Raw genomic sequence first — 26666 nt, forward strand, 5'->3', positions numbered from 1 at the left:
AGCATGTGAACTTCGCTTCAATTGTTTAATTTTTCCCATCGCTGGGCTGGTTGAAGTTCTGGTTTTGAAGTGAATCAATCAGTTTAAAGCTGTTTAATTGGAAGAAAAAGTTGAAACCTGTTCTTTTGGTTTTGCCAATCTTTGAGTAAAAATTCAGCTGTGGGGCTGTTTGTTGCTTTAAAATAATCAGTTAGAACAGATTCTAATTCAACAAACTCTTCAGGGAGCATTTTTCTCGAACCGATATACTCTGAATTGATCATTTCTGTTTGCCCATCCAGGAGATAAATCTTTCCCCCTGTCATGCCACTGCCTGTATTGGGGCCTACGGGGCCCAAAATAATCACAGACCCTTGGGTCATGTATTCACAGGCATGAAAACCTGTTCCCTCAACGACACTGATGGCACCACTGTTTCTGACTGCAAATCGATCTCCGGCTCTCCCTCTGACAAAAAGGATTCCACCCGTGGCACCATAGAGAGCACCATTGCCAATGATGACGTCTTCTTGCGGGTTTAATCGGGTCAAAGGGGTAGGTTTGATTACAATTTTTCCTCCCGACATTGATTTTGCCACTGAATCATTGGCCTCACCGTAGAGGCAAACTTCAATTCCCTGGGTTAAAAATGCGCCAAACCCTTGTCCGGCACTGCCAGTAAACGTAAATTCAAGTTTTTTATCCGTCGCAGGAAAGGGAGGCACTTGATTTGTAATTTGGGCAAGGTGGTTGAGATGTTCTCGGCGTGCAAGCTCACCTGAGAGTGTGGCGAGAATTGCGCGATCCCGGTTATTGATAGGATAACTCAACTGACGTGCTTGAGCTGTTTCCAAGGCTGGCATGCCATCATATAGCAGTTTCAAATTGAGCGGGTTTGCAATTTGATTTTCTGAATGAGCTTCGCTATTTTCACTGTAGAGATAAGGAGGGGAAAGTAAAAAGCTTAAATCCAGTTGAAGCTGATTGACCCATTGTACATAGTTTGGATTAATTTCCAGCAGATCAGTCCGACCGATTGCTGCGCTCAAATTTTTCAAACCAAGCTTTGCAAGTTCAGATTTCGTGTCCTGCGCCAGAAGTTTCAGCAGCTTGACGATGCTTTTCACATTTCCTTTGTATTTCGATTTAAATTTTGGATCATGGGTGGCGATTCCTGTTGGACAGGTATTCTTTTCACAAACTCTTGCCATCACACAGCCTTCGGCGATCAACAATAATTTACCAAAATCAAATTCTTGAGCACCTAAGATAGCCGCTAAGACTATATCTTTGCCTGTTTGCAAACCTCCATCAATCCGCAAGATGATCTGATCTCTGAGTTGGTTATCGATTAAGGCCTTGTGCACTTCCACCAGTCCAAATTCAAAGGGCAGGCCGGCATGCTTCATTGAACTGAGCGAAGCGGCACCGGTTCCGCCATCTAAACCTGAAATATGGATGATATCGGCTCCTGCTTTGGCAACGCCTACTGCAATCGTACCAATATTGGCTCCCGCTACAAGTTTGACACTTATTTTGACGCCGGGTTTCAATTGCTTGAGTTCATAAATCAGTTCTTTTAAATCTTCAATGCTGTAAATATCATGCAAGGGGGGAGGGGAAATCAGATCGACCTGGGTCAGTGAATGCCTGGCTTTGGCGATGGCGGCATCTACTTTGGTCGCCATCAGTTGCCCCCCTTCTCCTGGTTTTGCGCCTTGAGCAACCTTGATTTGAAATTCATCTGCTCCAATCAGATAGCGCGCGCTGACTCCGAAGCGCCCTGAAGCCACCTGTTTGATACTTGCGCTGATTCCTTCTGTTTCATAAAATGGGTTTTCTCCCCCTTCTCCACTGTTGCTGCGGCCCCCAATTTCACGCATGGCAAGAAAAATATCTCTTTGTGATTCTGCACTGATGGCACCAAAAGACATGGCCCCTGAACCAAAGGTTTTGAGTATTTCTGAAAGCGCTTGTGCATCTTCCCAAGCGAGTTGTGTTGGGGAGTGTTTGAAGTTTAAGAGATGGCGCAAATGGTAAGGACTTTCGCTTTCCAAGCTCTCTAAATAGTTGCTCCAAAATACCTGGGTGGATTCATCTGTCTCGGCTTGAAGAGCCTGGTGAATTTGACGGGAACGGTAGGCCGTCATGGCGTGTTTTTCACCTTTTTGGTGTTTGTTGTGTTCTCGATAGAGATAATTATGCAGGGGTTGGCCTGCCTCATAGGCTGATTTGGAAAGTTCGCTCTGCTGAAGCAGCAGTTTGGCAATGCCCTCTAAATCCAGCCCGCCTGCGAGAGAGGGCACGCCCCGGAAATACAGATGGCTCAGTTCTCGATCCAGACCGATGATGGAGAACAATTTGGCACTCTGATAGCTTTGTACAACAGAAATACCCATTTTTGACATCACCTTGAGCAGGCCGCTTTCATAGGCTTTGAGCAAGTTCTTTTCTCTTTGTTCAGGCAGCAGATCTTTGCTCTCCAAGGCTCCAGAACGCGCCATTTCTAGGCTGAGCCAGGGGCATATGGCGGCAGCGCCAAATCCGATCGTACAGGCAATATGGTGGGTTTCATAGATTTGACCAGATTCAATAATCAAAGAGGCTCTCAATCTGAGACCCGCCTTGTCCAGGGCGATGATCACTCTGCGCAGAACCAGCAAAACAGGGATGGGAAGATTTTCCCAATCCGCCTGACGGTCTGAAAGAATAATCAAGGAAATCCCCGAACGCACAGCATCAACCACTTGCTTGGCAATGGTTTCAAGTTGGTGGTTAAAGGCAACGGGGCCGTGAACACGCTGGAATGTCATTTGAAAGCAGGCATGCCGCAGTGAAGTCTTTTCTGAATCCAACGCTTTCAAATAGCTAATTTGACCCAGGCTGAGCAAGGGACTTTTTAACTCCAAGCCTTCAGGAGGAGGAATCAGTTCTTTTTGAGAAATAATATTGGGACGAATGCCCAAGTATACAGAGAGGTTGGTGACCAATTTCTCTCTGAGATAATCGAGCGGCGGATTGGTGACCTGGGCGAAATTCTGATAGAAGAAATCAAAAAATGATCTGACTTGATCCGATAAAATAGCCAGTCGCGCTGTTTCTCCCATCGAACCAATGGGTTCACTGCCCGTTTCTACCATGGGTTTTAGAATTTTATCCAAAGCTTCACGGGTATAGTGAAACAGGGCAGATATCTCCTGGGGGGGGGCTTCAATTTGAGAAGACGAAAGATAGGGCAGAGGTGTGAGATGTGCGTCAAAATGAACGCCCGCATTTCTTTGCGCTTCGCTTGGATCTGTAAAATCAATTGTGCCGCTGGCAAGATCAATTTGTACTCCGCGACCCGCTTTTAAAGCTCCACGGGCTTGAATTTGAGCATCGGTCAAATTAAAGATGCCAGTTTCGGAAGCCAGGTAAAACTTATTTTCTGTTTGAACCCAACGACAGGGCCTGAAACCATTGCGATCCAGACGTGCGCCCACAACCTCTCCATCCGAAAAAGTCACCATCGCAGGGCCGTCCCAAGGCTCCATGCCCCGACTCCAAAACTTATAAAATGAATTGTTTAAATCAGAGGGAGGAATGATCAGGGCGACAGCATCTTCAACAAAGGGCAGGCTGCTGCGATACATCAAGGCTTCGACGATTTCATTTAAACTGCCTGAATCGCTGATTCCTTCATGGGTGAGCAATTCATTGCGGGGAAGTCCCAAGGTTTTTTCGCGGGAATATGCCCACGAACGGTTGCCTTGGATTGTGTTGATTTCGCCATTGTGCCCCAAAAGCCGAAAGGGCTGTGCCTTATCCCAGGAGGTGACCGTATTGGTACTGAACCGCCTGTGAAAAATACCAAAGCGGCTTTTATAAGCTGGATTTTGTAAATCAAGATAAAATCTTCCCAAATATTCAGAACGGGTCAGCGCTTTGTAGACGATCGTATTCACAGAAAGAGAGGCCACAAAGAACGCAGGTTCTGGAAACAGTCTGCGTTGACGCGTAAAGGTTTTGCGCAAGGCACGGTAGAGCATATGATTAAAAGCTGTATCATTGTTGGCATGAATCGGGCGTTGAATAATGGCCTGAAGGAGTTTTGGCAAAGAGGCTCTGGCCTGTTCTCCCAAGACATCCAAATGTATCGGAACCTCTCTGTAGCTGATGATGGGCATGTCCCAAAAGCCAAAGGTATCCTCAAAAATAGCCAGTAATTTGCGTTGAGGTTCAGGTGCTTGCGTGACGAACAGGGAGGCCACTGCAACGGTGCCTCTTTCATACCCCAAGAGCTCAAAGGGAATATCTGTCATGATGCCTGCGCCATCGCCTGTTTTTTGGTCTGCAGCACAGGCTCCGCGATGCTCTACACAGGACAAAGCATAGAGGGTTTCTTCAATGATCTGATGTGAAAACTCTCCCCTTCTGCTGGCGATGAAACCTACCCCACAGGCGCTTTTTTCGGAACGTGGGTAGCCAAAAGCATCATAGTGTCGCATTTAAATTCTCCCCCTAAGTTGAACAAGCGTCATTGTAACCCTTTTTTTGGATGCGGGATCACGTGAACAGAATTTTTCAATTCGAAATTATTTCCTGGGTTCATATTCTTTGGGTTGACAAAGAAATTTCTTATCTTACACTGAAAGAGCTTGACTCTGTAGAATGAGAAACTCATTTTACAGAGAAAAAATGATTAAATTATGTGTAATGAGGTAGTTTGATGATTGGATTTCAGAAAAAAGTGCTGAGTTTTGGATGTCTTGTCTTGTTGGGTTTAACCGCTTACCCTGCTTTCAGTGCCGGGCCGGGTATCACGCTGACTCTAGATGGAAAGCCTGTCACATCTGTTCCTGTTGATCAATTGGGAAAAATACAAATCAAAGTCTCCACAGGGGGCCCCAGTTTTAAGTCTGTTTTCAGTGGGCAATGGTCTGGCATCGATCAAACCCTCAGTCTTGCGGGTCAGATTTATCACCAAGGCAACCCAGAACCTGATATCAAATCTGCACATGGTTGGTCTGGTTATGGCATGGAGAGAACGGGTTATGATGCCAATTGGGCTGGAAAAAACACCTCTACTGCATCCATGGCGGATGCTGCCAAGGTGGATGGTTTATCCCTTTTTAAAGCCACAGACAGCGATAATGTGGCATTTACGTTTCGCTTTCGCCGCAAGGTCTATACCGGTAAACAGATTTGGGAAAATGGTGGCTGGGTGAAAGAAACCCGTTGGGAAGCAGCAGGCCCTACCATGGGCAAAGCCAGTCTCAAGCTCCAGCCCCCCACCTTTGCCTCAAGCTTGGATCCCAATCAGCTTTTCGCACCTGCGCTTGAAAAATTCAACGCTCCTGCCAAGAGCGAATACGATGACAATCGCGCAGAACTCATTTCTCGTACTTTGCTCTATCCGCAATCCTATGGCGGCCGCAAAGTAGATTTCAAAGGCACTAAAATTACAGGCTTTGAAGTTGTTCCCGGTAAAAAACCTGCTTTTAACTGGAATTATCTCGACAAGGGTGGAGAGTTGGTTCACGCTGAGATGACGGTCAATATGAAAATTCATGCCGTGATGCATACTCAGTTTGAAAGCCTCCCTGTGCCCATGAATACGGAAGCAGATTTTGACTGTCCGATCGCCATCTCAGCTGATCGCATGCTGAACTCTGGAAATTGGGTCACCAGTGATTTGGAGTTCAATGATGAAATTCGTAAGGTCTGTAAAACACCTGACGGCAAAACTCCTGACGATATCGTTAAAACCGTCAATCCCATGGGAGGAGCGAAATCTCCTCAGGATATCTTAAAAGGCTTTGGCTTTTAAGAGCTAAAGACGGGCCCCTCAATACTTTTGAGGGGCCTTTTTATGAAACTCAGTTTGCGTCCTGATGAAAATAGGCAATCACGACGGTGATATTATCCCGGCCTCCACGGCTGTTGGCCAACTCAATCAAAGCATCACAGGCTGCTTGTGTCGAATTCTGTTGTAGAATTTCAACAAATTCCTCATCTTTGACATGCCGTGTTAAGCCATCGGTGCAGAGTAAAAGACGATCTCCGATTTCCAAGTCAAAAGTTGTTACTTCTGGTTTTACTTTTTTACTTGCACCCAATGCCTGGCTAAGAGCATTGCGATATTTGCTCTTCGCGGCTTCTTCTTCAGTCATTTTGCCCGCTTTGACAAGAAGGTGGGCCATGGTATGATCTTCAGTCAGTTGAGCAATCATATCTCCTCGAACGAGGTAGGCCCGGCTATCGCCCACATGGCCAATCGTTAAATTTGTACCATGAACGAGTGCTGCTGTGAGGGTGGTTCCCATTTTTTCACGTTGGCTGTCGTTCTCTGCTTGCTCTTCAGAATAACTTGATAGATTTTGATGAACTTCGGGAATCAAAATCTTGAGAAGGTCTTCTGAAGATTTAATTCCGTAGGCCGATAAAAACTCTGCAAGTTGACCGCAAAATAACTCTTCAAAAATATCCCGAACCATGCCACTGGCAACTTCTCCGCGCTCATGGCCTCCCATGCCGTCTGCTGCCAGCATAACAGCGTCCAAAGGAAGATCAGGGACCTGTTTGGGGGTTAAGATTAAAAAAGAGTCTTCATTATTGGTTCTTTTTTGACCCACATGCGTGGAGCCAGCCATTTCAATCTTTATCACGAAGACCTCACAATTAGATGGGTATGACCGAGACATCTTCGATTTCTGCGATTGCTGAGGCATCTTCCAGCACTTCGCTTCGAGAGCTCTGAGTTACCAGTGTCAATGAAACATCCAGGTCGAGTTTATCCTGTAAAATATCATCGGCTGAAGGATTCATCTTTATGACTGTACCATGTTTTTCTAAAATCATCACTAAAAGAGAAATCCGTACTGATTTCATGCGGCAACGGGGATGGATACGAATATGCATTTCAAGCAGGGTAAAACCCTGTTCTTTTGCTTCCTGCATGATATGTTGATCAATTGGAGTATAAATCATGCGCATTTGACTGGGCTGGGTGGTCATTTGACTGGGTCGCTTCAGGCGGGTATTTCTGAGTTCCTGTAAGCGTTGCTTATGCGATTCCATCAGATTATGTAATTGTTCAGTTCCTTGAAACTCAGTATTGTTTTTGAGTTCAGTCACTGTTTTGCGGGCTTCTGCCATTTTACGAACTTTTTCATAAACTTCTGGAATGGCGTGAATGACTGTTTCAAAAGCCAGTTTATTGAGCTTGTACAATTGACATGCGGTTTGCGTTTTGACGGTGGCATTGCGGGGTTCACTGAGAACCAGAGCCATTTCACCAAAAATTTCACCCTCATGCAATTGAGCGACAACCTGAAAGTCTTTAATGACTTCAACGGTGCCTCGGCGGATAATATACATGGCATCACCGCGCTGGCCTTCACGTACCAGAATTTTTCCGGCAGGATGATCTTCAAAACGCATGCACAATTTGATTTTTTCAAAAAATTCTTCGGGGGCTTCTTTGAAAACGGAGACCCGACGCAGGGTTTCGGGCAAATTAAAGGCCGAACGCACCAATGTCGGAGCGCTGGTTTTTGTGGGCGGGGTTTCTTGTGTTGCTTCAGACAATTTCAAGAGGTGTTTCAAACGCAGATCTGTCAAAAGCGAAAACCATTGCAGTTGCTTGTGCAGGAGCATGACCTCAAAAATTCGGTCTTCATTCTGAATGACCAGATTTTGATTTTCCCTGCGGATCATCTGCAGTGGTTCATCAATGCGGAAACGGGGGTCCATTTCAGCTTTGAAATAGACACATTCCTCAAGTATTGTAGATTGCTGATCCAACTCCAAGATACGGTGTTGGCCTGCATCTAAAATTTGGGTGCGGCCATTCAGCAGGCGTTGGGCGCAAACAGGAGAAATCAAACCTTCCTGAGGATCAGCCTTCCAGATAATTTTCTGGCTTAAGGGGTTGATCTCAATCACACGGTGGTTGCCGGTGTCTGCAATTAGGTAGGTGCCTTGGGGGGTGCGTTGAATATCAGAGGGGGAATTCAAAAAACCTTCCCCAGACCCAACTTGCCCAGTAATCCCATAGCTCCATACAATTTCGTGTTTCTCATTGATACGCAAGACGCGGTGATGGCCTTGATCCACTACCAAGTATGAATTTTCTCCATCAAGGGGGCAGTAATAAGCTTTGCTCGGGAAAGACAAGACATGGTGTTCTGAACGGTTGGTTTCAAAAGTCCAGTGTTTATTTCCAAAGCGATCACAGAGAAAAATTCCATGCCCTTTACGATCTACAACCAAGATCAGTTTATTCGGTAAAAATTGTGCTGAAACAGGTTCCTGGCATTGAGTCAAATCAAAATTTATCTGCCAGACCACCTCGTGATTAGTCGGGGTGGATAAGAACAAAAGACGTCGGCGTTTGGGGTCTGGGATCAACAAATAACCCAAAGGGAGATCTCCGCGTGGATCCAGGGATGCCGTTTGTTTCAGTCTTTGATATTCAGGGCTGTCGAGAATCAGTCCGCAAGTTGTGCATTGCCATTTGTCCAAAAGTAAATTATTGCAGGAAGGACAGCGCTGGGGGGGCTGCGTATAGTTGGGGGCCGGGGCATTGATTTTTAGCCAGGCCTGGACAGTGCTCCGTTGTAAGCTGGATTTAAAATGATGGCCCTGAAAATTTTCCAACTTGACAGGGGCGACTTCCTGGCCATCTAATATTCTGTGAAGATTTGCAGCTTCAACTTGCAGACGTTTTAAATCTTCTGGATGGTGATGTAGATCTTGACCTGTTTGTTGCTGCAATAAGCCGATCAGAATCTCCAGGATTTCTGTCCGGATAGATTCTGCTGTAATAGTAGCACTCATGATGCCTGTCCCGTGATGTTCCCTACGTTCTGAAATTCAATCAAAGTCAAGTCCATCATACCATTATGAACTTCAAAATATGAAATATACGGGAGAATGCTTGAGTGAAATGTGAATCAAGTTTTTAACTTCACGAGCAATTGTGCAAGCTCAACCTGATCTCCCTCTTTCACCAGAAGTTTACTTACCAAAGCTGCACGGGGGGCTTTGATTTCAATTCTCATTTTCATGGCTTCAAGATAGAGCAGGGTTTCATTGGCAGAGATTTGTCTGTCTTCAGAAATAAAAATTTCTGTCACTTTTCCTGCCATGGGTGCCAAAATTTCTGAACCTGAATGGGGAGAAACAGCCTTTAAAAGTGAAGTTTCCAATTCGCGCTCTAAAATCTGTCCCTGCCAGAGAAATTGTTGGCGCTGTTGACAATACAGGACACTCTCTGCTTGATTTTTCCAAAGAAATTCGAGGCGAAGCCAGGTATCTGAAACTTTGATTTGGTTAAAAAGTTTAAAATCCGATGTCTTCATTGCTGAAACGCTGGTCTCCAGAACCCTGTTTGATTTCTGAATGGTTTTTGTTGCGGCCTGATTTCCGATGGCTGTAACTTTTCTGTTTGTAAAAGCAATTCCTGCCAGAACTCAGGCTTTGAAAACCTGGGTTGAAAACTTGAGTAGTATTCCGTCGAAATTCGATTGTGAATATAGGCTTCAGTCTCAAGCATTTTGAGTAAAACAGGGGTGTTCAAATAGACAGTACCAGCAAGTTCGAGTTGTTTTAAGGCCCTCACCAGCTGTTTACGTGCCAGTTCACGATTGTCTGCATGGGAAATCAATTTGCATACCAGGGGATCAAACTGAACCGAAAGCTGAGAACCTTCACCAATACCGCTTTCAATTCTCAGACCCTTGGCCAGGGGCCATTGGATATATTCGATTTGGCCCGTTGATGGCAGACCCGTATCTGGGTTTTCTGCATAAATCCGGGCTTCAATGCTGTGCCCTGAGTGAGGCGGTCTGCTAAAATTTTCAAGACTTTCTCCCTGAGCGATTCTTATTTGCCAGGCGACCAGGTCTTCAGCGCAGATTTCTTCACTGACAGCGTGTTCAACCTGTAAGCGGGGGTTGATTTCCAGAAAGTAAAAATTTCCTTCGTGCCAGAGAAATTCAATCGTTGAAACCTGGTCAATCCCAATTATTTGGGCAATTTCAAGTGCCAAATTCCAGACCTTTTCTCTGTCTGATTCTGAAAGAAAAACAGCAGGTGCTTCTTCAATTACTTTTTGTCGCCGTCTCTGCAGTGAACATTCTCTTTCATAGAGATGCGTGAGATTTCCATGCCGATCTGCGAGTATTTGAACTTCGACATGGCGGGAACCCTTCAAATATTTTTCTATCAGAAGTGTGGGATCTTGGAAATGATGTTGAGCATAGGCTGTGGCTTGTTCGATACTGGCCATCAGGGTTTCTTGCGATTCAATCTTGAGCATGCCCAAGCCCCCTCCGCCACGAGCCGGTTTGAGCATCAGTGGATAACCCAATTCTTGGCAGGCAGTGATGAGCTTTTCGCCTTGAACTTCAGGATAGGCCAAGGAGGGAATGAGGGGAAGACCCTGCTTGGCTAAGAAAGCCTGGCAAGCCACCTTGTCGCCAGCCAATTCCAGTACTGAAAAGGAAGGGCCAATCAGTTCTATGCCTTCAGAATCGCAGAGCTTGCGAAAGTCAGCCCGTTCAGAGAGAAAACCATAACCAGGGTGAATCGCTGCGTTTAGTTCTTTGGCGGCTTTTAGCAAGGCTTTTGCGTTCATATAGCCCGAACAATCAGGCAAATCTGGAATTTCAATCGCCTGGTCGGCTTGGGCCAACCAGGCATTTTGCAAATCTGTGCAAGTAAAGACGCTGGTGGTTTTAAGGCCCATTTCTCGGCAGGTTCTCACGATCCGGCGACCAATCACTGAGCGATTGGCCACCAGAACATGATCAAACTTCATTGGAAAGCCATTCAAGCTTTCAATGCTGCGAAAGATTCATCTAAAATGCGCAGAATTTCGTCGCAATCAGAGCGGGTAATCGTATAGGGAGGGGCCATGCGAATCACATTGCCAAACAATCCACCCTTGCCAATCAAAAGCCCACGCTTGCGCGTTTCTTCCATCATTTGCGCAGTTTCTGCTGTGGCATGTTCTTTGCTTTGACGATCTTTTACAAGTTCCAGCCCCAACATCAGACCCCGACCGCGTACATCGCCAATCAGGCTGTATTTCTCTTTTAAGTTCATCAGGCCGTCTTTTAAATAGGCTCCCTGCTGACGAATATTTTCGATCAGATTTTCTTCTTGCATGATTTCAATCGTCAGGGCGGCTTGCAGGGCTTGGTAGGGATCTCCACCAAAGGTATTAAAATGGGTTTTACCGATCAAAGCCTGAGAACATTCTTCGCTCATGACCACAGCCCCAACCGGAGCGCCATTGCCCAGACTCTTGGCCAAGGTGATCATGTCTGGGGTGATACCACTTTGGGAGATTGCAAAGAAACTCTCGCCAGTACGCCCAATCCCCGTTTGAACTTCATCAGAAATATACATGCCTCCGTATTTTTTGCAGATCCGATAGACTTCTGCATGGTATTCGACGGGCGGTTCAACAAAGCCACCGACCCCTTGAATCGGCTCGACGATCACGCCTGCAATTTTACCGTGCGTGACTGTTTGGATCGTATTTTCAACGTCTTTTGCGCATTCCAAACCACAGGAACCTTTGGTTTGACCAAAGGGACAGCGGTAACAATCGGGTTGGGTGGCGTGGGCCACGCCAGCAAAGGGCTGGCCTCTGAACTTCCAGGTAGAATGCCCACACAAATTCAAGGTCAATTGGGTTCCCCCATGGTAGCCCAATTTGAGCGCGATGATCATTTCTTCTCCTGTGGCTGCCCGGGCTGCCATCGAAGCGTATTCATTTGCTTCTGAGCCAGAATTGGTGACCATGACCCGATCCAGACCCTCAGGGGCTGCATTGGCAAGGTTCTCGCAAAGGCGAACATGGGGTTCACTCAGATAGAGCACACTGGGGTGTTGAATAAAATCCTGATCGAACATTTCTTTCAAGGCAGCCTTCACCTTGGGGTGGTTATGCCCTACAGAAATCGAGACGATGCCGCCAATGGCATCCAAATATTCACGGCCTTCTGCATCCCAAATGCGGGTGTCTTTGGCTTTGACAGCATGTAGGGGTTCTTGATAATAATTCAGATTGGAATGGGCCGCAACTTTTTTGCGGCGCGCGAGCAATTCACTCATGGACTCAACCTCTTGCAAAAAATAGATTTAGGCTCCCATTTGGGAGCCAAGATGAACCATTTAGACAAAAATCAGGGGGCAACCAAGGGGCCATAACTGTCGGGACGACGGTCACGGTAGAATTGCCAAAGATCACGGACTTCTTTGATCATATCCAAATCAAGATCGGCAACCACCAACTCATCTTTGTCACGGCTGGCTTCAGCAATAAATTGACCTCTGGGGTTGACGAAATAGCTCTGGCCATAAAATTCACCGATATTCCAGGGGGCTTCAGTACCGACACGGTTAATCGCGCCGACGAAATAACCATTGGCTACTGCGTGGGCAGGTTGTTCAATCTTCCAGAGATATTCACTTAAACCTGCAACCGTTGCAGAGGGATTAAAGACTATTTCAGCACCATTGAGTCCCAAGGCACGCGCACCTTCAGGGAAATGGCGATCGTAACAGATATAGACCCCTACTTTGGCGTAGGCTGTTTCAAAGACGGGATAACCTGTATTGCCAGGTTTAAAGAAGAATTTTTCCCAAAAGCCTTTGACTTGGGGAATATGGTTTTTACGGTATTTGCCGAGGTAGGTGCCGTCGGCGTCAATCACAGCCGCAGTATTATAATAGACGCCTGTCATTTCTTCTTCATAAATTGGAACCACAATCACCATTTTGTGCTTTTTTGCAAGTTCTTGCATCATGCGGGTGGTGGGACCATCGGGAATCGCTTCAGCCAGGCCATACCATTTAGAGTCTTGCGAAGGGCAAAAATAGGGACCTGTAAAAACCTCTTGAAAACAAAGGATTTGTACGCCCTTGGCAGCAGCTTCTTCGATATAGGGCAAATGTGCTTCGATCATTCCCTTACGATGTTCTTCGCAGGAAAGTTCAGTATCCACCTTATTTCCAACCTGAACCAGACCACAACGGACCACTCGAGCCATGACAATACCTCGTTCTGTGAAATTAAACACAATTTTAGCACTTCCTGAGTTGAAAACAAGCCCCGGATCCCCTTGATGCCTTTCAGAAAGTGCTCAATAGTAAATGCTTTCAATATTTCTGGTTTGTCAATAAAATTCGAGTTTAAAATCCTTGATTAATATCAAACTCTATTTTGACATCTGTCAAAGCGAATTTTGTCCCTTAAAAGCTAAAATAAAATTAATCCAATCAGGAGCGGGTTCAAAAAAAAGAATCCACTCCACATGAATGGTTCACTGATATTCCTGTGATTCACGGATCATTGCAGGGGGGAAGAGTTACGACTCTTCCCTTTTTCTTTTTTACAGATCCAAGCTCCAGCCTTGCTCACTGGCATAATCTTGGTTTCAACCTTACAATACAGTGTATCCCTATCAGAAACGAGAACCATTTATGAGTGTCCTTACTCTTGCATCCAGCCCCTACGGACTCAGCCAAACAGCACTGCCTACAGCCGGTACAACAGTTCCTGTTACCAATGATGCTCAAGCTTTAAAAGCACAGATTGCAGAGTATGGATTGATTCTTGACCCCCTGGGGGTCAAAATTCTGGCTGCCTGTACTGCACTTTTATTTTTTAAAATGTTTTCGATTGGCATTGTTCAGGGCTTGACACGGAGGAAGCATAAATCCTATACCGTTCCTGAGGATGCAGCATTTATTGGGAAGGTGACACCTGTAGAAAGTGAACATCCCGATATGTTGCGGGCCAATAATGCTTATCGCAATGACCTTGAAAATATTCCGATTTTTTTAGGTTTGGCTTGGGCCTTTCTTGCACTTCATTGTTGGGATCAGGCAGCCCCCATTTTATTTGGTCTGTTTACCCTCGGACGGTTCGGTCATACCTTCTTTTATTTAAAAGGCATGCAGCCCTGGCGTTCACTGGCTTTTGGAGTGGGTCTGTTAACCAATGCAACCCTGGCTTTTCAAATTCTCTGGGCAGTCCTGCGCTAACCCACGGGAGCAGCCTTGAAACCTTTTGAAAATGCTTCACAAAGAGGGCTCCAGGCCCAAGCTTTAATCCGCGAAATTCGTCAAAAAGGGGCGGTCTTAAGTTTAAAAGAGCAGTCTCAATTGCACCTCAGTGCACCCAAGGGGCTCTTAGGTTCTGAAACCCTCAAGGCTTTGCAGGAATTGAAGTCTGAGCTGAGTGGGCTGCTCTTGCATGAAAGGCGAGCTGAAATATTGGCTCAGCCAGAACTGCAGGAAGGACCGCTGAGCAGTATTCAGAGCCGATTGTGGTTTGTTCAGGCCCTGAATCCTTCGGGATCGGATTTGAATTTGATCGGGGCCTGTCGCATTTTTCATGATTTGGACAGACCCCGTATCCATCAGGCGATTGAAGCTGTTTCAAAACGCCAACCGGCATTGAGAACCAGCTTTTATGCGCGCGATGGAAAACTATTTCAACACTGTCACCCACAGCTTGCCCTGCCTTTTGAAGCATATTCACTTCTGGGAAGCGCTGATCCCCTGCCTGCGATCCAGTCTTGGGCTCTGCAGCCCTTTAATCTGGAAGCCGGGCCTCTCTGTCGGTGGGGCTGGTTTGCCACAGAAACTGGAGGCATTTTGGCTTGGAGTCTGCATCATTTAATTGCAGATGGCTGGTCAACAGGCCTCTTGCTGGGGGAAATACTGGCTGCCTACCAAGGAATTCCGCTGCCTGAACTCAAATACAGCCTCTTGGATCATGCCCGCTGGGAGCAAGCTGACCAAAATCCGCTGCGAATTCAAGCAGGTCTTGAATTTTGGCTAAAACAGCTCGAAGGGATTCCACTTGAGTTTCAGTTACCCGGTGAAACGGAGCCTGAGATACACGGGCCAGCAGAAGTTTCAGTGGCTCTTCCTGCTGAAATCGGAGCGGCTCTTGAAGCTTTGGCGAAAAATGCTGGGGTCACGCCCTTTGTTCTGAGCCTGGCATTGTGGCAGATCTTGCTTTCAATCTACGGCCAGTGCACGCAATTTGTGATGGGTATTCCCGTTTCAAGCCGAAACCAGCCTGAGTGGGAAGGGCTGATTGGCTGTTTTATCAATACCCTGCTTTTGCCCGTAGATTTAGAACCGGACAGCTCTTTTCAAAATTATTTAACGCGTTTACAAGCAAGTTTTCATGGGCAAATGCTCTGGCAGGATCTGCCCTTTGAAAAATTGGTTCACGCCTTAAATCGCAGCACTCACCCCTTGCCTGAACTTTATTTTGTCTATCAGAACAACCCGCTTCCGCTCGAACAATTGCCTTGGAAAGTAGAATGGCTGGATTTGCCGCAGCAGGCCCCTCCCTTTCCCCTGACTCTTACCGTAGAGCCAGGCAATGGCAGGCTCAAACTTTCAAGTTCACAAAGTTCGATCAGCCCAGCACTTTTACGGCAAATGCTCAGGCATTATCTGTATTTGGCAGAGCAGATCATCGACAATCCCCAACACAAGCTCTCTGAGCTTAGGAGCTTGAGCCAGACTGAGATTTCTGAAGTTTTTCAGAAAACAGTTCCCCAGAAAATGTTTGAGCCTTTGAGCTGGATTCACCAGCATGTGGAAAAACACGCTGAAACGCAGGCCGAAAAGACGGCGCTCAGGTGGCAGGGCCAGGAGATCAGCTATCGCGAATTAAATCAAAAAGCCAATGCCCTGGCTCAGATTTTTGCTGAAAAAGGCATGCGTGCAGGAGATCGGATCGCCATTTGGGTTCCGGTTGCTCCGGTTGCTATCGCTGCCTTGATCGCGATCTTAAAACTGGGCGCTGCCTATCTGCCCCTGGATCAGGACGCTCCCAAGGAGCGGATTGAAAAAATTCTAAGGCATGCAAGACCTTCAATTCTGCTTTCTGAACCCAAGCTGCTGAATCCAGAAGATGGGGCAGAAGAGCTGTTTAATCAATTCACCTGTCTGAATTTGCCAGCCTGGGAGACGCTTTCAGAGCTGAACGTGAATCCTGAAACCCCTGTATCTGGGGATGATCTGGCGTATATGATTTTCACCTCAGGCTCAACGGGGGAACCCAATGGGGTGGAAATTACCCATGCCCAGGTCGCACGGCTATTCCCTGCCACTGCCCAGGAGGTGGACTTAGACCCTTCGGATCGCTGGGTTTTGTTTCATTCTTTGGCCTTTGATTACTCGGTTTGGGAAATTTGGGGTGCATTTTATGCGGGTGCAAGCCTTCTGCTGATACCCCGCAGTTTGACACGCGATTTGGCGCAGTTTTGGCAGCTGCTTGCAGATGAGCAGGTGACGGCTTTAAGTTTGACACCTTCTGCTTTGCGGGCGCTTTTGCCTTTTCTGAAGAAAGCAACTCAAAACCCTCCCTTGCGATGGCTGATCTTAAGTGGTGAAAAATTAGAAACGCAATTGCTCAAGCCCTGGTTTGCACATTTTCAGGATCAGGTCAAGGTTTATAATAGCTACGGCATTACCGAAACGACGGTCTTTGTCAGTTTTGCTGAAGTTTTGCCAAGCGATCTCCAAGCGAGGGGAGGCAGTCCGATCGGGCATGCTTTGGCTGATCTTGGTCTCTGTTTGATGGGAAACAATCAGCAGCCTGTTCCAGCAGGTGTTGCCGGAGAAATTTGGGTGAGAGGTGCTGGCCTGGCCCAAGCCTATTTTGAAAATCCAGAACTGACGGCACAAAGATTCATCGATTCTGGCTCTGTACGCTGGTACCGCAGCGGGGATTTTGCAAGAGCAGACTTATCTGGCCAACTGCATTATTTGAAGCGTCGCGATACCCAGTTTAAGATCAGGGGCTATCGCATGGAAGCAGCAGAAATTGAAAAGGCTCTTCTCAGCCTTCAAGAGATTCAGGTCGTGAAAGTCTTGCTGCGTGAATGGGCAGGTCAAACCCGCCTGATGGCCTATTGGAATGGCGAGCCTCTTGAAGACAAGGTCTTGCGCGAAAGGCTGAAAAAACGCCTGCCTTTGCCTTTAATTCCGGAATTCTTTTTCAGGCTTGAGCAGTGGCCGCTAAACCAAAATGGCAAACTGGACCTTCAGGCCTTGCCCTTGCCAACTGCTTCTTTTAGTGAGTTTCAGTACGCCCTCTCCACGGAAGTAAAACTGCAGTCCTTGCTTTCAGAATTGAGTGGAAAAGCCCTGGATCCCGAACACAATTTTATGGATCAGGGGCTTCACTCCCTCATCTTGGTTGAGGCGCAACACAAAATTCAATCTGAATTTGGAATCGAGCTTGCGCTCACCGATTTGTTCCAATTCCCCAATTTGCACAGCCTGGCACAGGAGATTGAGCGACGCATTCGGCCTGTGATCCAGAAACAGAGGTTGCCAGAGGCGCGCACTGAACATCTGTCTCCTGAAGAGCCGATTGCAATCATTGCCATGACAGGTCGCTTTCCGGGGGCTGATTCAGTAGCAGCCCTTTGGGAAATGCTAAAAGCAGGAAAGACAGGACTCACTGAAATCAATCGTGAAGCATTGCGCGCTCAAGGGCTGCCAAACGAAGAACTCGAAGACCCAAACTATGTCTCTGTAACAGGTCTGCTTCAGGATTTCAAAAGCTTTGACCCGGCTTGTTTCGGTCTGAGTGCAAGTGAAGCCAGAATCATGGATCCCCAGCAAAGACTGCTCTTGGAACAAGCTTTTGTGACACTCGAAGCGGCGGGGTATGGTCATTTAGAAGAAAAACAGTCCTGTGGGGTTTTTGTAAGCGGGGGCATCAGCCGATACTTGCTCTTTCATTTATTGCAAGCGCAGGCTTCACACGATCCGATTCAGCCCATGCAGGTTTTGCTGGGCAATGACAAGGATTATCTCGCCACCCGAATCGCTTATCATCTGAATTTAGACGGGCCGGCCCTCTCTATTCAAACAGCCTGCTCCAGTTCCTTGGTGGCCCTGCATACGGCCTGCCAAAGTTTGCGCAGCCAGGAATGTGAAATGGCCTTGGTGGGGGGGGTTAGTTTGGATCCTGATCCAGCCGGTTATCTTTACCAGGCGGGCGGCATTTATTCCAAGGATGGCAACTGTCATCCCTTTGCCGAGGATGCGAGTGGGATTGTCGGCGGAAGTGGCGTGGCGCTTGTGCTTCTCAAACCGCTCTCTTCTGCCCTGCGCGATCGGGATACGGTCTTGGCTGAAATCAGGGGCACGGCGCTCAACAATGATGCCAAAGACAAAGCAGGTTTTACGGCACCCGGTTTAAGTGGGCAGGTTCAGGTTTTGCAGGCCTGCCTGCAGGCTGCCCATTTAAAACCCGAAGCAATTCGCTATTTAGAAGCACATGGAACGGGCACCGCCTTGGGAGATGCAATCGAAGTAGCCGCCTTGAAACAGGCTTGGGTTTCTGAAACGAATCGAAAACCTTGGTGTGCCATGGGTTCTGTCAAGGCAAATCTAGGCCATTTGGATGCTGCCGCTGGGATTGCAGGATTGATCAAAGCCGTTTTGGTATTAAAACACCGTCAAATTCCGGCGCAACCCAATTTTTCTTCTCCCAGCTCCCGAATTGATTGGAAAAATCTTCCGGTTTACCCCGCTTCGCAGTTTCAGGATTTGCCTGCAAACGAAACGCTCTTTGCCGCTGTCAGCAGTTTTGGCATAGGGGGAACCAATGTCCACGCGATTTTAGCTTCAGCTGAACCCCGTGCTTTTCAAGCCCCTCGCCGCGCCCCCGAACTTTTGCTCTTTTCTGCGCGTTCGGAAAAACAGTTGCACAGGCTGCAAAAAGATTTACATGACTGGACTGAAAACCAGGCAGAAGTCAATCTCCAGGATTTGGCCTATACCCTGCGCCAGGGAAGAAAACACAATACTTGGCGAAGTTTTTGCGTGGCCTCTGATGCTGTTGAAGCCGCAGAGAAGCTGATGGCACCGCTTCGAACCCAGGCTGCCAGTGACTCTCCATTGATTGGGCTTTGCCCTGGTTTAGGGTCTCAGGGCGGTGCCTTGGCTGCTGAACTATGCCAAAGCCTTCCCGTGTTTCGCGAGAAGATCGACTCTGCCCTTGCAGAGCTGGTCTCGCTTGATGAACCGCTTGCGGAGCGCATCCAATGCGCTCTGTTAGAAGGCCTGCCTGATTCTGAACTGGCCCGCCCCACGCTGATGCAGCCTTTGATTTTTCTCTTGACCTGGGCCATGGGCGAAACCTGGAAAACCGTGGGCGTGAAACCGGCTGTCTATTTCGGGCATAGTTTTGGCGAATATGCTGCACTTTGTTTGGGCGGGTGGGTTTCGTTTGAAGCACTTTTGCCGATGGTGCTCAGAAGAGCCCAATATTTTGAAAATTTCAAGGGCTTCACATGGGCCGTGCTCACTTCTGCAGAGAAACTGCAACCGCTTCTGACAGGGGATCTGAAAATTGCGGCCTATAATGGTGCCGAACATCTAACGGTCTCGGGTTCAGACGAATGGCAGGAAGCTTTTCGAAGTACCCTTCAGGCGAAGGGAATTCGCGCGATAGCACTGAAAATCCCCCACCTCGTTCATCACCCCCTATTGGCTGAGGCACTCGAACCGTTTTTTGAACAAATGGCGAATTTGCCTTACCAGCAGGGGCATACCCCTGTGCTTTCAAGTTTTTCCGCTCAGCCCCTGTCTCTTGAAGACTTGTCTTCGAAAGCCTATTGGCGCAATCAAACGCTGGAACCTGTTCAATTTTATCGGGCATGGAAAGCCCTGCTTGCATCTGGAAGAGTCAGAACCCTTGAAATCGGGCCCGGAAAGAGTTTAAGTGCCCTGATCCGCTCTGAAGCAGAAGCTGCCTGGCAGAGTTTCAATGAAAGGGGGGCGTATTCGGCTTGGTTGAAGAGTTTGGGCTTGCTCTGGCAGGCCGGGTTTCGCTTGAATTTCAATCCGATTGAAGCCAGTCAGTCAGGCAGAAGAATTCCTGTGCCAGGTACCCCCTTTGAGAAACAGGTCTATTGGGTTGATTCCACCCCAATTCAGCAGCCTTTGCAACGACGTCCCCTTTCCGATTGGTTTTCTGGGGTGAGTTGGAGACGGGTGGCTTTGCCCGAAGCAAAGCCTGCTTCAAATTTTCACGGTCTCTGGCTTTATGCGGGGCCAATGCTACCGAAGGATGCTTTGGGAGAAACCCAGGCTTTGCCGCAGGAGCTTGGTGCATGGGACTGCTTAAGCGAAAAATTGGGCAGTGCTCCGCAGTGTTTGCTCGATCTACGTGCCCTTACGTTTGAGATTGAGTCTCAGGTTTGGCAAGTGATTGCGGGTCTGCAGCGCTTGTTGAAACTGCCAAGCTTGGCTTTAATTGTGCTTTTGCCACCTGTACACAGTGTGACAGGGACTGAATTGCAGCTTTTTCCTGAATGGGCTCTTTTGTTAGGCTTTCTGAGGGTTTTGCCCAAAGAATATCCGGGTTGGAAAACCACTTGGATTGAGGTTGAAGCTGAGCGGATTTTTTCACAGGCAAACCTCTTGGGGCTGATACAGCTCAGGCCTGAATTTTATGCCATTCGGGGTGTTTGGGCTTGGGAACCTGTTCTCTCGCCGCTTGAAACCCAGCCCGAACAAACGCTGCCAGCGGGGGCCTGGCTGGTCAGTGGGGCACGCGGAGAAATCGGCAGGGCCTTGTTGGCGGGTGTGCCCTCGCAAGCGAGCCTGGTCTTCATCGCGCGGAGTTTGTCTGGACTCTCCTCAGACGACTATCAGCGCTTTTCTTCGGTGGAATGGGTTCAAGGGGAGATTCAAACCCCTGAAACCTGGGCGTTGGCCCTTGAAAAAATCCAAAGTTTTGCTCTTCCTTTTTCGGGTGTGATTCTGGCAGCGGGAGAACACCAGCAGGTTGCCCTGGCTGAAATTTCCCAGGAGAAGCTGGCTCCTGTTTTGGCTAAGTACAGGGGCACCCAGTACCTTTTGCAGGCCTTAAAAAAGCGCAGACTCAAACCCGAAAGAATTTTGCTCGCCTCGGCGCTCAGCAGTTTAGAAGGGCAATTGGGCGAAGGCGGCTATACCTTGGTACATACGGCTTTGTCAGCCCTTTCTGAAGCTGCCTGGAACCAGGGCATCGCCCTTCAGGCGGTTCACTGGGGCAGTTGGAAAGAAGGGGGAATGGCCTTCAGGGCCTTGGCTCACTTGCCCTCGCGTTTGCGGGTTCTGCAAGAAAAAATCGTGAATTTGGGCATACGAAGGGCAGAGGGGCCAGAACTCTTGCGCCGTCTTTGGAGTGTGAATGCCCCCCAAGTGGTGGTGAGCCCCTTGGCGCCAGAAAGTTTAAGGGCCTGGGGGGCAAGGGTTCATGAAAATATGGGGGGCTCTGAAAGGGAGTCCCGGCCTGAATTGGCACCTGCGCAACTCCCCCAATCTGAATTGGAACAGCGCCTGGCTGAGATTTGGTCTCAGGTTTTGGGCGTTGCGCCGATTGGCCGCGATGAAACCTGGCAGAGTTTGGGGGGAGATTCACTGCTCGCACTGCAAATTCGGGATCTGCTTTCCTCCCAGTGGGAGCGCTCATTTCCTCCCTCGCTCTTGTTTTCCGGCACAACGATCTCCAGTCTTGCCGAATGGATTGAAACTGAGCCTGGCTCCTCGGTTTTGGTGAAATTGAATGGCCAGAACCAGGGGCTTCCCTTCTTTTGCGTGCATGCGATTTCGGGGACGGTTTTTCCTTTCCAGGGTTTGGCAAGAGAATTTTCTTCACCCTTTTATGCGCTACAGGCCCAAGGGCTGTGTGGAAAATCTCCCCATACCCGCATTGAGGCCATGGCTGCCAGCTATTTGGAGCAGGTTTTGCAGACCCAGCCCTCAGGCAGTTTGTGGCTGGGGGGCTGGTCTTTTGGCGCCTTGGTGGCTTTTGAAATGGCACGTCAGGCACTTGCTTTGGGACGCAGTGTGCATGAATTGGTGCTGGTGGATATGCCCTTGCCTCCGCCAGGCAGGGTTTTGGCTGAAACAGAGGTGCGGGCACGCTTTGAAATGGAAATGCAGAAACTGAAACTTGAAAGTGCATCGGCTGGCAGCAGCTTCGATCTGCTCTATCAGGTATTTGAGGCCAATTTGTCTGCTGCCTCACATTTTCAACCCGTACGCCTGGAAATTCCTGCCTGCTTATTGGTGGCAGAAACAGGTCTGGCGATTCAGGATCCTCGGGTGGGAGCTGGATGGCAGACTTACCTGCCTCAGATTCAAACCCTCACCCTGACAGGAGATCATTATTCGATTTTGGAAAGCCCAGGAAAAGAACAACTGATCTCTGCTTTGCAAGCGAGGAAGGCATGAGAAAGGAAAAGAAATGACGCAATTGATAGAAACAGAAGCATGGGTCTTGCACCCTGGCATGAGTGCTCAAGCGGAACCCGCACATTTGGTTAAAGAAAACTTTGTGTTGCCCTCTCGCCGTGAGCGAGATATTTTGGTTGAACCCTTGTTTGGCTGTTGGGAAGCCAATATGGGGCATGCCTTGGAGCGTCTTCCGATTGATGTCTGCAAGCAGCGCAAAGAAGCAAAAGTCGTGGTTGGCAATGCAGGTGTGGTCAGAATCTTGGATACCTATTCTCAAAACGCGCGCTTGAAACCCGGTCAGATATGCATGTTGCTTTCAGCGGCCTGGCCCAGTGGCCACAGGGCTGCCTGGCCAGATAACTTTGCCCGAGCGGCCCATGGCTATGATGCGCCGGGTACGGTCGGGCTTTTGGCAAAACAGACCTGGATTCCCGAACCGCAATTGCTTCCCATTTCTGAAAACAGTCGTTTAAGTTTGCCTGAATGGGCTGCTTTTTCCCTGCGCTATGTGACAGCCTGGGCCAATTGGAAATTGGCACACGGCACCTACCGTTTGATGCAGGATGAGCGCGAAGACCCCCAGCCCAGGCTATTGGCCTGGGGGGGAGGGGTCTCTTTGGGCATTGCTGAATTGGCGCGGGATGCTGGTTACCGTTGTGCCATGTTGGCTTCTGGTCAAGAGCGCTTGGCGCTGTTAAAGAAACAGGGTTTAAAGGCCCTGGATCGGCAGCCTTTTAAGGATTTGGATTTTAACCCCAAGCGTTATCAGCAGGATACAGAGTATAAAATGCGCTATCTGACAGCAGAAAAAGCCTTTTGTGAACTGATTCAGGAGTGGTCAGAAGGAAAAGGGGCTGCGATTGCCATTGATCTGATTGGCGAGCCCGTCTTTAGAGCCACGCTCAAAGTCTTGGGCTGGCCCGGGGTGATTTCAACGGCAGGCTGGAAAGAAGGCATGAATATTTCCTTGAACCGTGCCTTGGAGTGTATGGCGTACCACCAGCATTTACACACCCACTATGCCCGTCCCAGAGAGGCGATGGAGGCCATGCAATATGCTGAAACCAAGCATTGGAAACCCAGTCTCGATCAGAAAATCTATGCCTGGGATCAACTGCCTGAATTGGTAGAAGACTATCGCAAGGGGCAGACAGGCTATTTTCCGATCTTCAGCGTCAATCCTGTTTAAACGTTCAGCGTTTCACAGAGCGTCGCTCCTTATTTTTGAGCGGAATAGGATGCTCAGGGGGAGGCTGAACCACGCTTAAGCAGTTCGCGTGCTGTGACCATTTTCCAACCCTCTGTTTTGAGCGCTTTCAGCAGTTTGGGCAAAGCCTCAAAAGACTTTGAATAATTGCCCATGGGGTGAAGCAGCAAAACCGAACCGGGGTGAATGTTTTGAAGCGTCTCTTGGATCAGCCGTTCAGGATCTGTGCGCTTTGCAGGCCAATATTCAGGTTCCAAATCCCACATCAGCGTAGTGCGTTGGGTTTTGGCCAAATAAAAGGGCAGGCCAAAAAGTTTTTTTCCGTAGGGCGGGCGAAACAGAATTTTGCCCTGAAAGCCCAGCTTATGGATGAGCGCATCTGTTTTCTCGACTTCCTCAGCATAAAATTCACGGGACTTAAACACCATACGCTGATGCGTGTAAGAATGGTTGCCGATTTCATGGCCCGCAGCGAGAATGGCCTGGGCCCAATCTGGATGCTTTTCTATTTGGGAACCCACCAGAAAAAAAGTGGCTTTCACATCTTCAGCGGCTAAGATCTTCAGAATTTCGGGGGTGCGGGCACTGGGGCCATCATCAAAGGTCAAGGCCATCACTTTTTCCTGGGTCTGAACATGAGCGATCAACTTACCTGCAACCTGATAAGAGTGGGCATTGATTAAAAAATACAATTCAATCAGGCAGCCCACGATCAAAAAGAGCAAAAGGAGCATCAGTCGGGGAAAATATTTGCGTAAGGATTGATTGCGCATAGAGCTTGAGCCTTTTCTTGATTTCGCAGTTATTCTAACATGTCTGAAAGGCATGATTTGGATGCTAGGCGCATAGATTTGTTTCTGATAACGTGTAAGCATCTCTCTGAATTCATTGAGGATTTCTATGGTCGAAGTTTCAATTCGAGAATTTCATGTTCAAGATGATCTCGTGGAATTAACCCATTTAATACATGCTGCTTATGCTCAGCATGCCGCATCTGGCAGAAAATATTGGGCCACCCACCAAAGTGTTGAAGACACGGCTTCACGTTTTGCTTCTGGTTTGGGTTATCTCGTTGAAATTGAGGAAAAAGTTTGTGGCACTGTTATTCTGCGCCCCCCGCAACCCGATTCTGAAGTTGAATTTTATCGTCAACAGGGCGTCTGGACGCTCTCTCAATTTTGTATCGATCCCAAATTTCAAGGCCAGGGCTTGGGAAAAAAACTGCATCAATTTGTACTTGAAGAGGCAAAGCAGAGGGGAGCTACACATTTGGCCTTAGATACAGCAGAATCTGCAAGTGGTTTAATTCAAACCTATCAAGACTGGGGGTATCGAATTGTAGGGAACTGGGACTGGCGCCCCAAAACCAATTATTTGAGTGTGATTATGGCCCGGCCGATCTGAATATTTCAAATTTCATAGCCTCACAGGCGAAATTCTTTTGGCTCATAAAGAATATTTTCTGGTCTTTTGGAGGAAATTCGGATCTGCAACCGGGCATTGAGTGCGGGCGAAGTCAAGCAAATGGCTCTTCAAGATTAATCTTTTCTGATTAAGCTTTTGACTTATCCACTTCATTATACCTATCCTGATTCAAAACTTTGAAACCGCTTGATTTCAGGTTAAAATACTGCGAATACTTAAATTTCTCTTTGAAAGGGACTTTTTCATGAAACCCATCTTTATCAATGGCAGGGCGCAGACTGCTCATTCTGAATTGGCTTTGAAGATTCTCAACCCAGCCACGCTCGAATCCTTGGGGCAGGTTGCCAATTGCCGCGAAGCAGATGTCAACGCTGCGGTTTCGGCTGCCCGTGCAGCCCAGCATGCCTGGTGGAAAATGCCCGAAAGTGAAAAATCCCATTATTTACATCGGGTGGCTGAACGCATTGCAGAGCGGGCGGCTGAAATGGCAGAACTCTTGGCGTGCGAAACGGGCAAACCCTTGATTGAAGCAAAAGATTGTCTCGAATGGGTCTCAGCCTGCTTCCGTTATTATGGAGAAGTCATACGCGTTAGCAAGGGCGTGGTTTTTCCCCCGGTGGCCCCCCATCAGATCAATTTTACGGTCAGAGAACCCTTTGGCGTTGTGGCCTGTATTGCCCCCTTTAATTTCCCTTTGCTCTTAAGTGCTTGGAAAGTTGCTCCTGCTTTGGCCTGTGGCAATACCGTGGTGGTCAAGCCGCCGCATCAAAATCCGCTTTCGAGTCTGCTCTTTGCAGAGTGTTTTTCTGATTTGCCTGCCGGGGTCTTTAATTTGGTCACAGGAGATGGCGAGACAGGCAATTTGCTGGTTCGCCATCCGCAGGTGGATATGATTGCCTTTACAGGCTCTACGGCTGTGGGGCGAAAAATTGCAGCCGCAGCCGGAGAACAATTGAAAAAGGTCAATCTGGAATTGGGGGGCATTGATCCCTTTATCGTCTTTGCCGATGCAGATTTAAGCATTGCCGCCAAAGGAGCCGTCTGGGCGCGTTTATTGAATGCAGGCCAGGTTTGCACCTCTTCAAAACGCATTATTGTAGAAGCCTCAGTCGCTGAGGAGTTTACCCGTTTGCTGCTCGAAGAGGTGGCAAACGTTCAGGTCGGCGATCCCCTCTTGCCTGCTACCGATATGGGGCCCGTGATTTCAGAAGAGGCACTTGAAAAACTCGAAACGCAAATAGAACGCTTAAAAGCTGAGGGGGCAGAATTATTGGTGGGCGGTTGCCGTTTTCAGCCCCAGGGCCTGCCTGGTTATTTTCTCCAGCCCACTGTTTTTAGCCAGGTCAAACACGGGGGCATGGCCACCACAGAGGAATTTTTCGGCCCGGTGATCAATCTGTTTACGGCGCAAAATGCCGATCATGCCATTGAAATGGCCAATGACTCTGAGTATGGCTTAGGCGCTACGATTTATACCAATAACCTGCAAATTGCCATGAAAGCCATGGAAAATATCAAAGCGGGGAGCTTTTGGATCAACGATCCCCTGACAGACAATGAAGCAGCCCCCTTTGGCGGCATGCGTGCCAGCGGGATTGGTCGGGAATTGGGAGCTGAGGGGCTTGAGTGTTTCAGAGAGCCCAAGCATGTCCATTTGGATTACGTGATTGAGAAAAAGGATTATTGGTTTCCCTACGCTCAGCGTTGAGCCTAAGAAGGTCTGAAACAGTTCGTGGACGCGAATTGAGCCCGCAGTATTCAGGACTGTTTCAGCCTTGCAGGA

The 26666-nt window shown here is 48.2% G+C and carries 14 protein-coding genes; 6 read left to right on the top strand and 8 right to left on the bottom strand.

Translation table 11 applies throughout. From position 1 onward, the window contains the following. Positions 1-83: 83 nt before the first annotated feature. Positions 84-4466, bottom strand: coding sequence for a glutamate synthase large subunit (locus COW20_00510; GenBank protein ID PIW50988.1), 4383 nt, complete (start codon positions 4464-4466; stop codon positions 84-86). A 221-nt stretch (positions 4467-4687) separates the two neighbouring features. Between COW20_00510 and COW20_00515 the strand changes: the two genes are divergently transcribed. After that, positions 4688-5788 carry a hypothetical protein gene (locus COW20_00515; protein ID PIW50989.1) on the top strand — a complete coding sequence of 367 codons (1101 nt, stop codon included), beginning with the start codon at positions 4688-4690 and terminating at the stop codon, positions 5786-5788. Positions 5789-5837: 49 nt separating this feature from the next. Here COW20_00515 and COW20_00520 read toward each other — a convergent pair whose 3' ends face one another. From COW20_00520 to COW20_00545, 6 genes are all read right to left on the bottom strand, one after another. Continuing rightward, positions 5838-6689, bottom strand: coding sequence for a hypothetical protein (locus COW20_00520; GenBank protein ID PIW50990.1), 852 nt, complete (start codon positions 6687-6689; stop codon positions 5838-5840). After that, positions 6640-8799, bottom strand: a complete 2160-nt coding sequence (locus COW20_00525; GenBank protein ID PIW50991.1) for a hypothetical protein — start codon at positions 8797-8799, stop codon at positions 6640-6642. Before COW20_00525 ends, COW20_00520 begins: the two co-directional genes overlap by 50 nt. 116 nt (positions 8800-8915) lie before the next feature. Further along, positions 8916-9323, bottom strand: a complete 408-nt coding sequence (locus COW20_00530) for a hypothetical protein (GenBank protein ID PIW50992.1) — start codon at positions 9321-9323, stop codon at positions 8916-8918. Next, the gene (locus COW20_00535) at positions 9320-10798 is read right to left on the bottom strand and encodes a biotin carboxylase (protein ID PIW50993.1); all 1479 of its coding nucleotides are present in this window, start codon (positions 10796-10798) and stop codon (positions 9320-9322) included. The genes COW20_00530 and COW20_00535 overlap by 4 nt, the downstream gene beginning before the upstream one ends. Further along, complete coding sequence (locus COW20_00540) at positions 10795-12087, bottom strand: aspartate aminotransferase family protein (protein ID PIW50994.1); 1293 nt, start codon at positions 12085-12087, stop codon at positions 10795-10797. The genes COW20_00535 and COW20_00540 overlap by 4 nt, the downstream gene beginning before the upstream one ends. Before the next feature lie 71 nt (positions 12088-12158). After that, positions 12159-13025 carry an acyltransferase gene (locus COW20_00545; protein PIW51052.1) on the bottom strand — a complete coding sequence of 289 codons (867 nt, stop codon included), beginning with the start codon at positions 13023-13025 and terminating at the stop codon, positions 12159-12161. Positions 13026-13458: 433 nt separating this feature from the next. Here COW20_00545 and COW20_00550 point away from each other — a divergent pair, with 433 nt between their 5' ends. The 3 genes from COW20_00550 to COW20_00560 are packed head-to-tail and all read left to right on the top strand — an operon-like array spanning position 13459 to position 23440. After that, entirely contained in the window at positions 13459-14022 is a 564-nt protein-coding gene (locus COW20_00550; protein PIW50995.1) for an MAPEG family protein, read from the top strand. 15 nt (positions 14023-14037) lie between these two features. Further along, positions 14038-22248 carry a hypothetical protein gene (locus tag COW20_00555; protein ID PIW50996.1) on the top strand — a complete coding sequence of 2737 codons (8211 nt, stop codon included), beginning with the start codon at positions 14038-14040 and terminating at the stop codon, positions 22246-22248. Between the two features lie 13 nt (positions 22249-22261). Further along, positions 22262-23440: a zinc-binding dehydrogenase gene (locus tag COW20_00560; protein PIW50997.1), complete on the top strand. Its 1179-nt coding sequence runs from the start codon at positions 22262-22264 to the stop codon at positions 23438-23440. 53 nt (positions 23441-23493) lie between these two features. On the opposite strand, the gene COW20_00565 is transcribed toward COW20_00560, so the two are convergent. Further along, on the bottom strand, positions 23494-24333 hold the full coding sequence (locus COW20_00565) for a polysaccharide deacetylase (protein PIW50998.1): 840 nt from the start codon (positions 24331-24333) through the stop codon (positions 23494-23496). A gap of 25 nt (positions 24334-24358) precedes the next feature. On the opposite strand from COW20_00565, the gene COW20_00570 reads away from it, so the two are divergent. Together COW20_00570 and COW20_00575 are read left to right on the top strand one after the other, a co-directional pair. Continuing rightward, positions 24359-24862, top strand: a complete 504-nt coding sequence (locus tag COW20_00570; protein ID PIW50999.1) for a GNAT family N-acetyltransferase — start codon at positions 24359-24361, stop codon at positions 24860-24862. Between the two features lie 265 nt (positions 24863-25127). After that, entirely contained in the window at positions 25128-26591 is a 1464-nt protein-coding gene (locus COW20_00575) for an aldehyde dehydrogenase (protein PIW51000.1), read from the top strand. The last annotated feature ends 75 nt before the right edge of the window (positions 26592-26666 follow it).

This window comes from bacterium (Candidatus Blackallbacteria) CG13_big_fil_rev_8_21_14_2_50_49_14 (genome assembly GCA_002783405.1).
In the GTDB taxonomy this organism is placed as follows: domain Bacteria; phylum Cyanobacteriota; class Sericytochromatia; order UBA7694; family UBA7694.

What these genes read in the sequence shown, in the direction of transcription:
- COW20_00545 (PIW51052.1), bottom strand. Translation starts at nt 13,025, where the DNA reads ATGGCTCGAGTGGTCCGTTGTGGTCTGGTTCAGGTTGGAAATAAGGTG.
- COW20_00560 (PIW50997.1), top strand. Translation starts at nt 22,262, where the DNA reads ATGACGCAATTGATAGAAACAGAAGCATGGGTCTTGCACCCTGGCATG.
- COW20_00575 (PIW51000.1), top strand. Translation starts at nt 25,128, where the DNA reads ATGAAACCCATCTTTATCAATGGCAGGGCGCAGACTGCTCATTCTGAA.
- COW20_00550 (PIW50995.1), top strand. Translation starts at nt 13,459, where the DNA reads ATGAGTGTCCTTACTCTTGCATCCAGCCCCTACGGACTCAGCCAAACA.
- COW20_00530 (PIW50992.1), bottom strand. Translation starts at nt 9,323, where the DNA reads ATGAAGACATCGGATTTTAAACTTTTTAACCAAATCAAAGTTTCAGAT.
- COW20_00515 (PIW50989.1), top strand. Translation starts at nt 4,688, where the DNA reads ATGATTGGATTTCAGAAAAAAGTGCTGAGTTTTGGATGTCTTGTCTTG.
- COW20_00570 (PIW50999.1), top strand. Translation starts at nt 24,359, where the DNA reads ATGGTCGAAGTTTCAATTCGAGAATTTCATGTTCAAGATGATCTCGTG.
- COW20_00525 (PIW50991.1), bottom strand. Translation starts at nt 8,799, where the DNA reads ATGAGTGCTACTATTACAGCAGAATCTATCCGGACAGAAATCCTGGAG.
- COW20_00540 (PIW50994.1), bottom strand. Translation starts at nt 12,087, where the DNA reads ATGAGTGAATTGCTCGCGCGCCGCAAAAAAGTTGCGGCCCATTCCAAT.
- COW20_00565 (PIW50998.1), bottom strand. Translation starts at nt 24,333, where the DNA reads ATGCTTACACGTTATCAGAAACAAATCTATGCGCCTAGCATCCAAATC.
- COW20_00510 (PIW50988.1), bottom strand. Translation starts at nt 4,466, where the DNA reads ATGCGACACTATGATGCTTTTGGCTACCCACGTTCCGAAAAAAGCGCC.
- COW20_00520 (PIW50990.1), bottom strand. Translation starts at nt 6,689, where the DNA reads ATGCCTCAGCAATCGCAGAAATCGAAGATGTCTCGGTCATACCCATCT.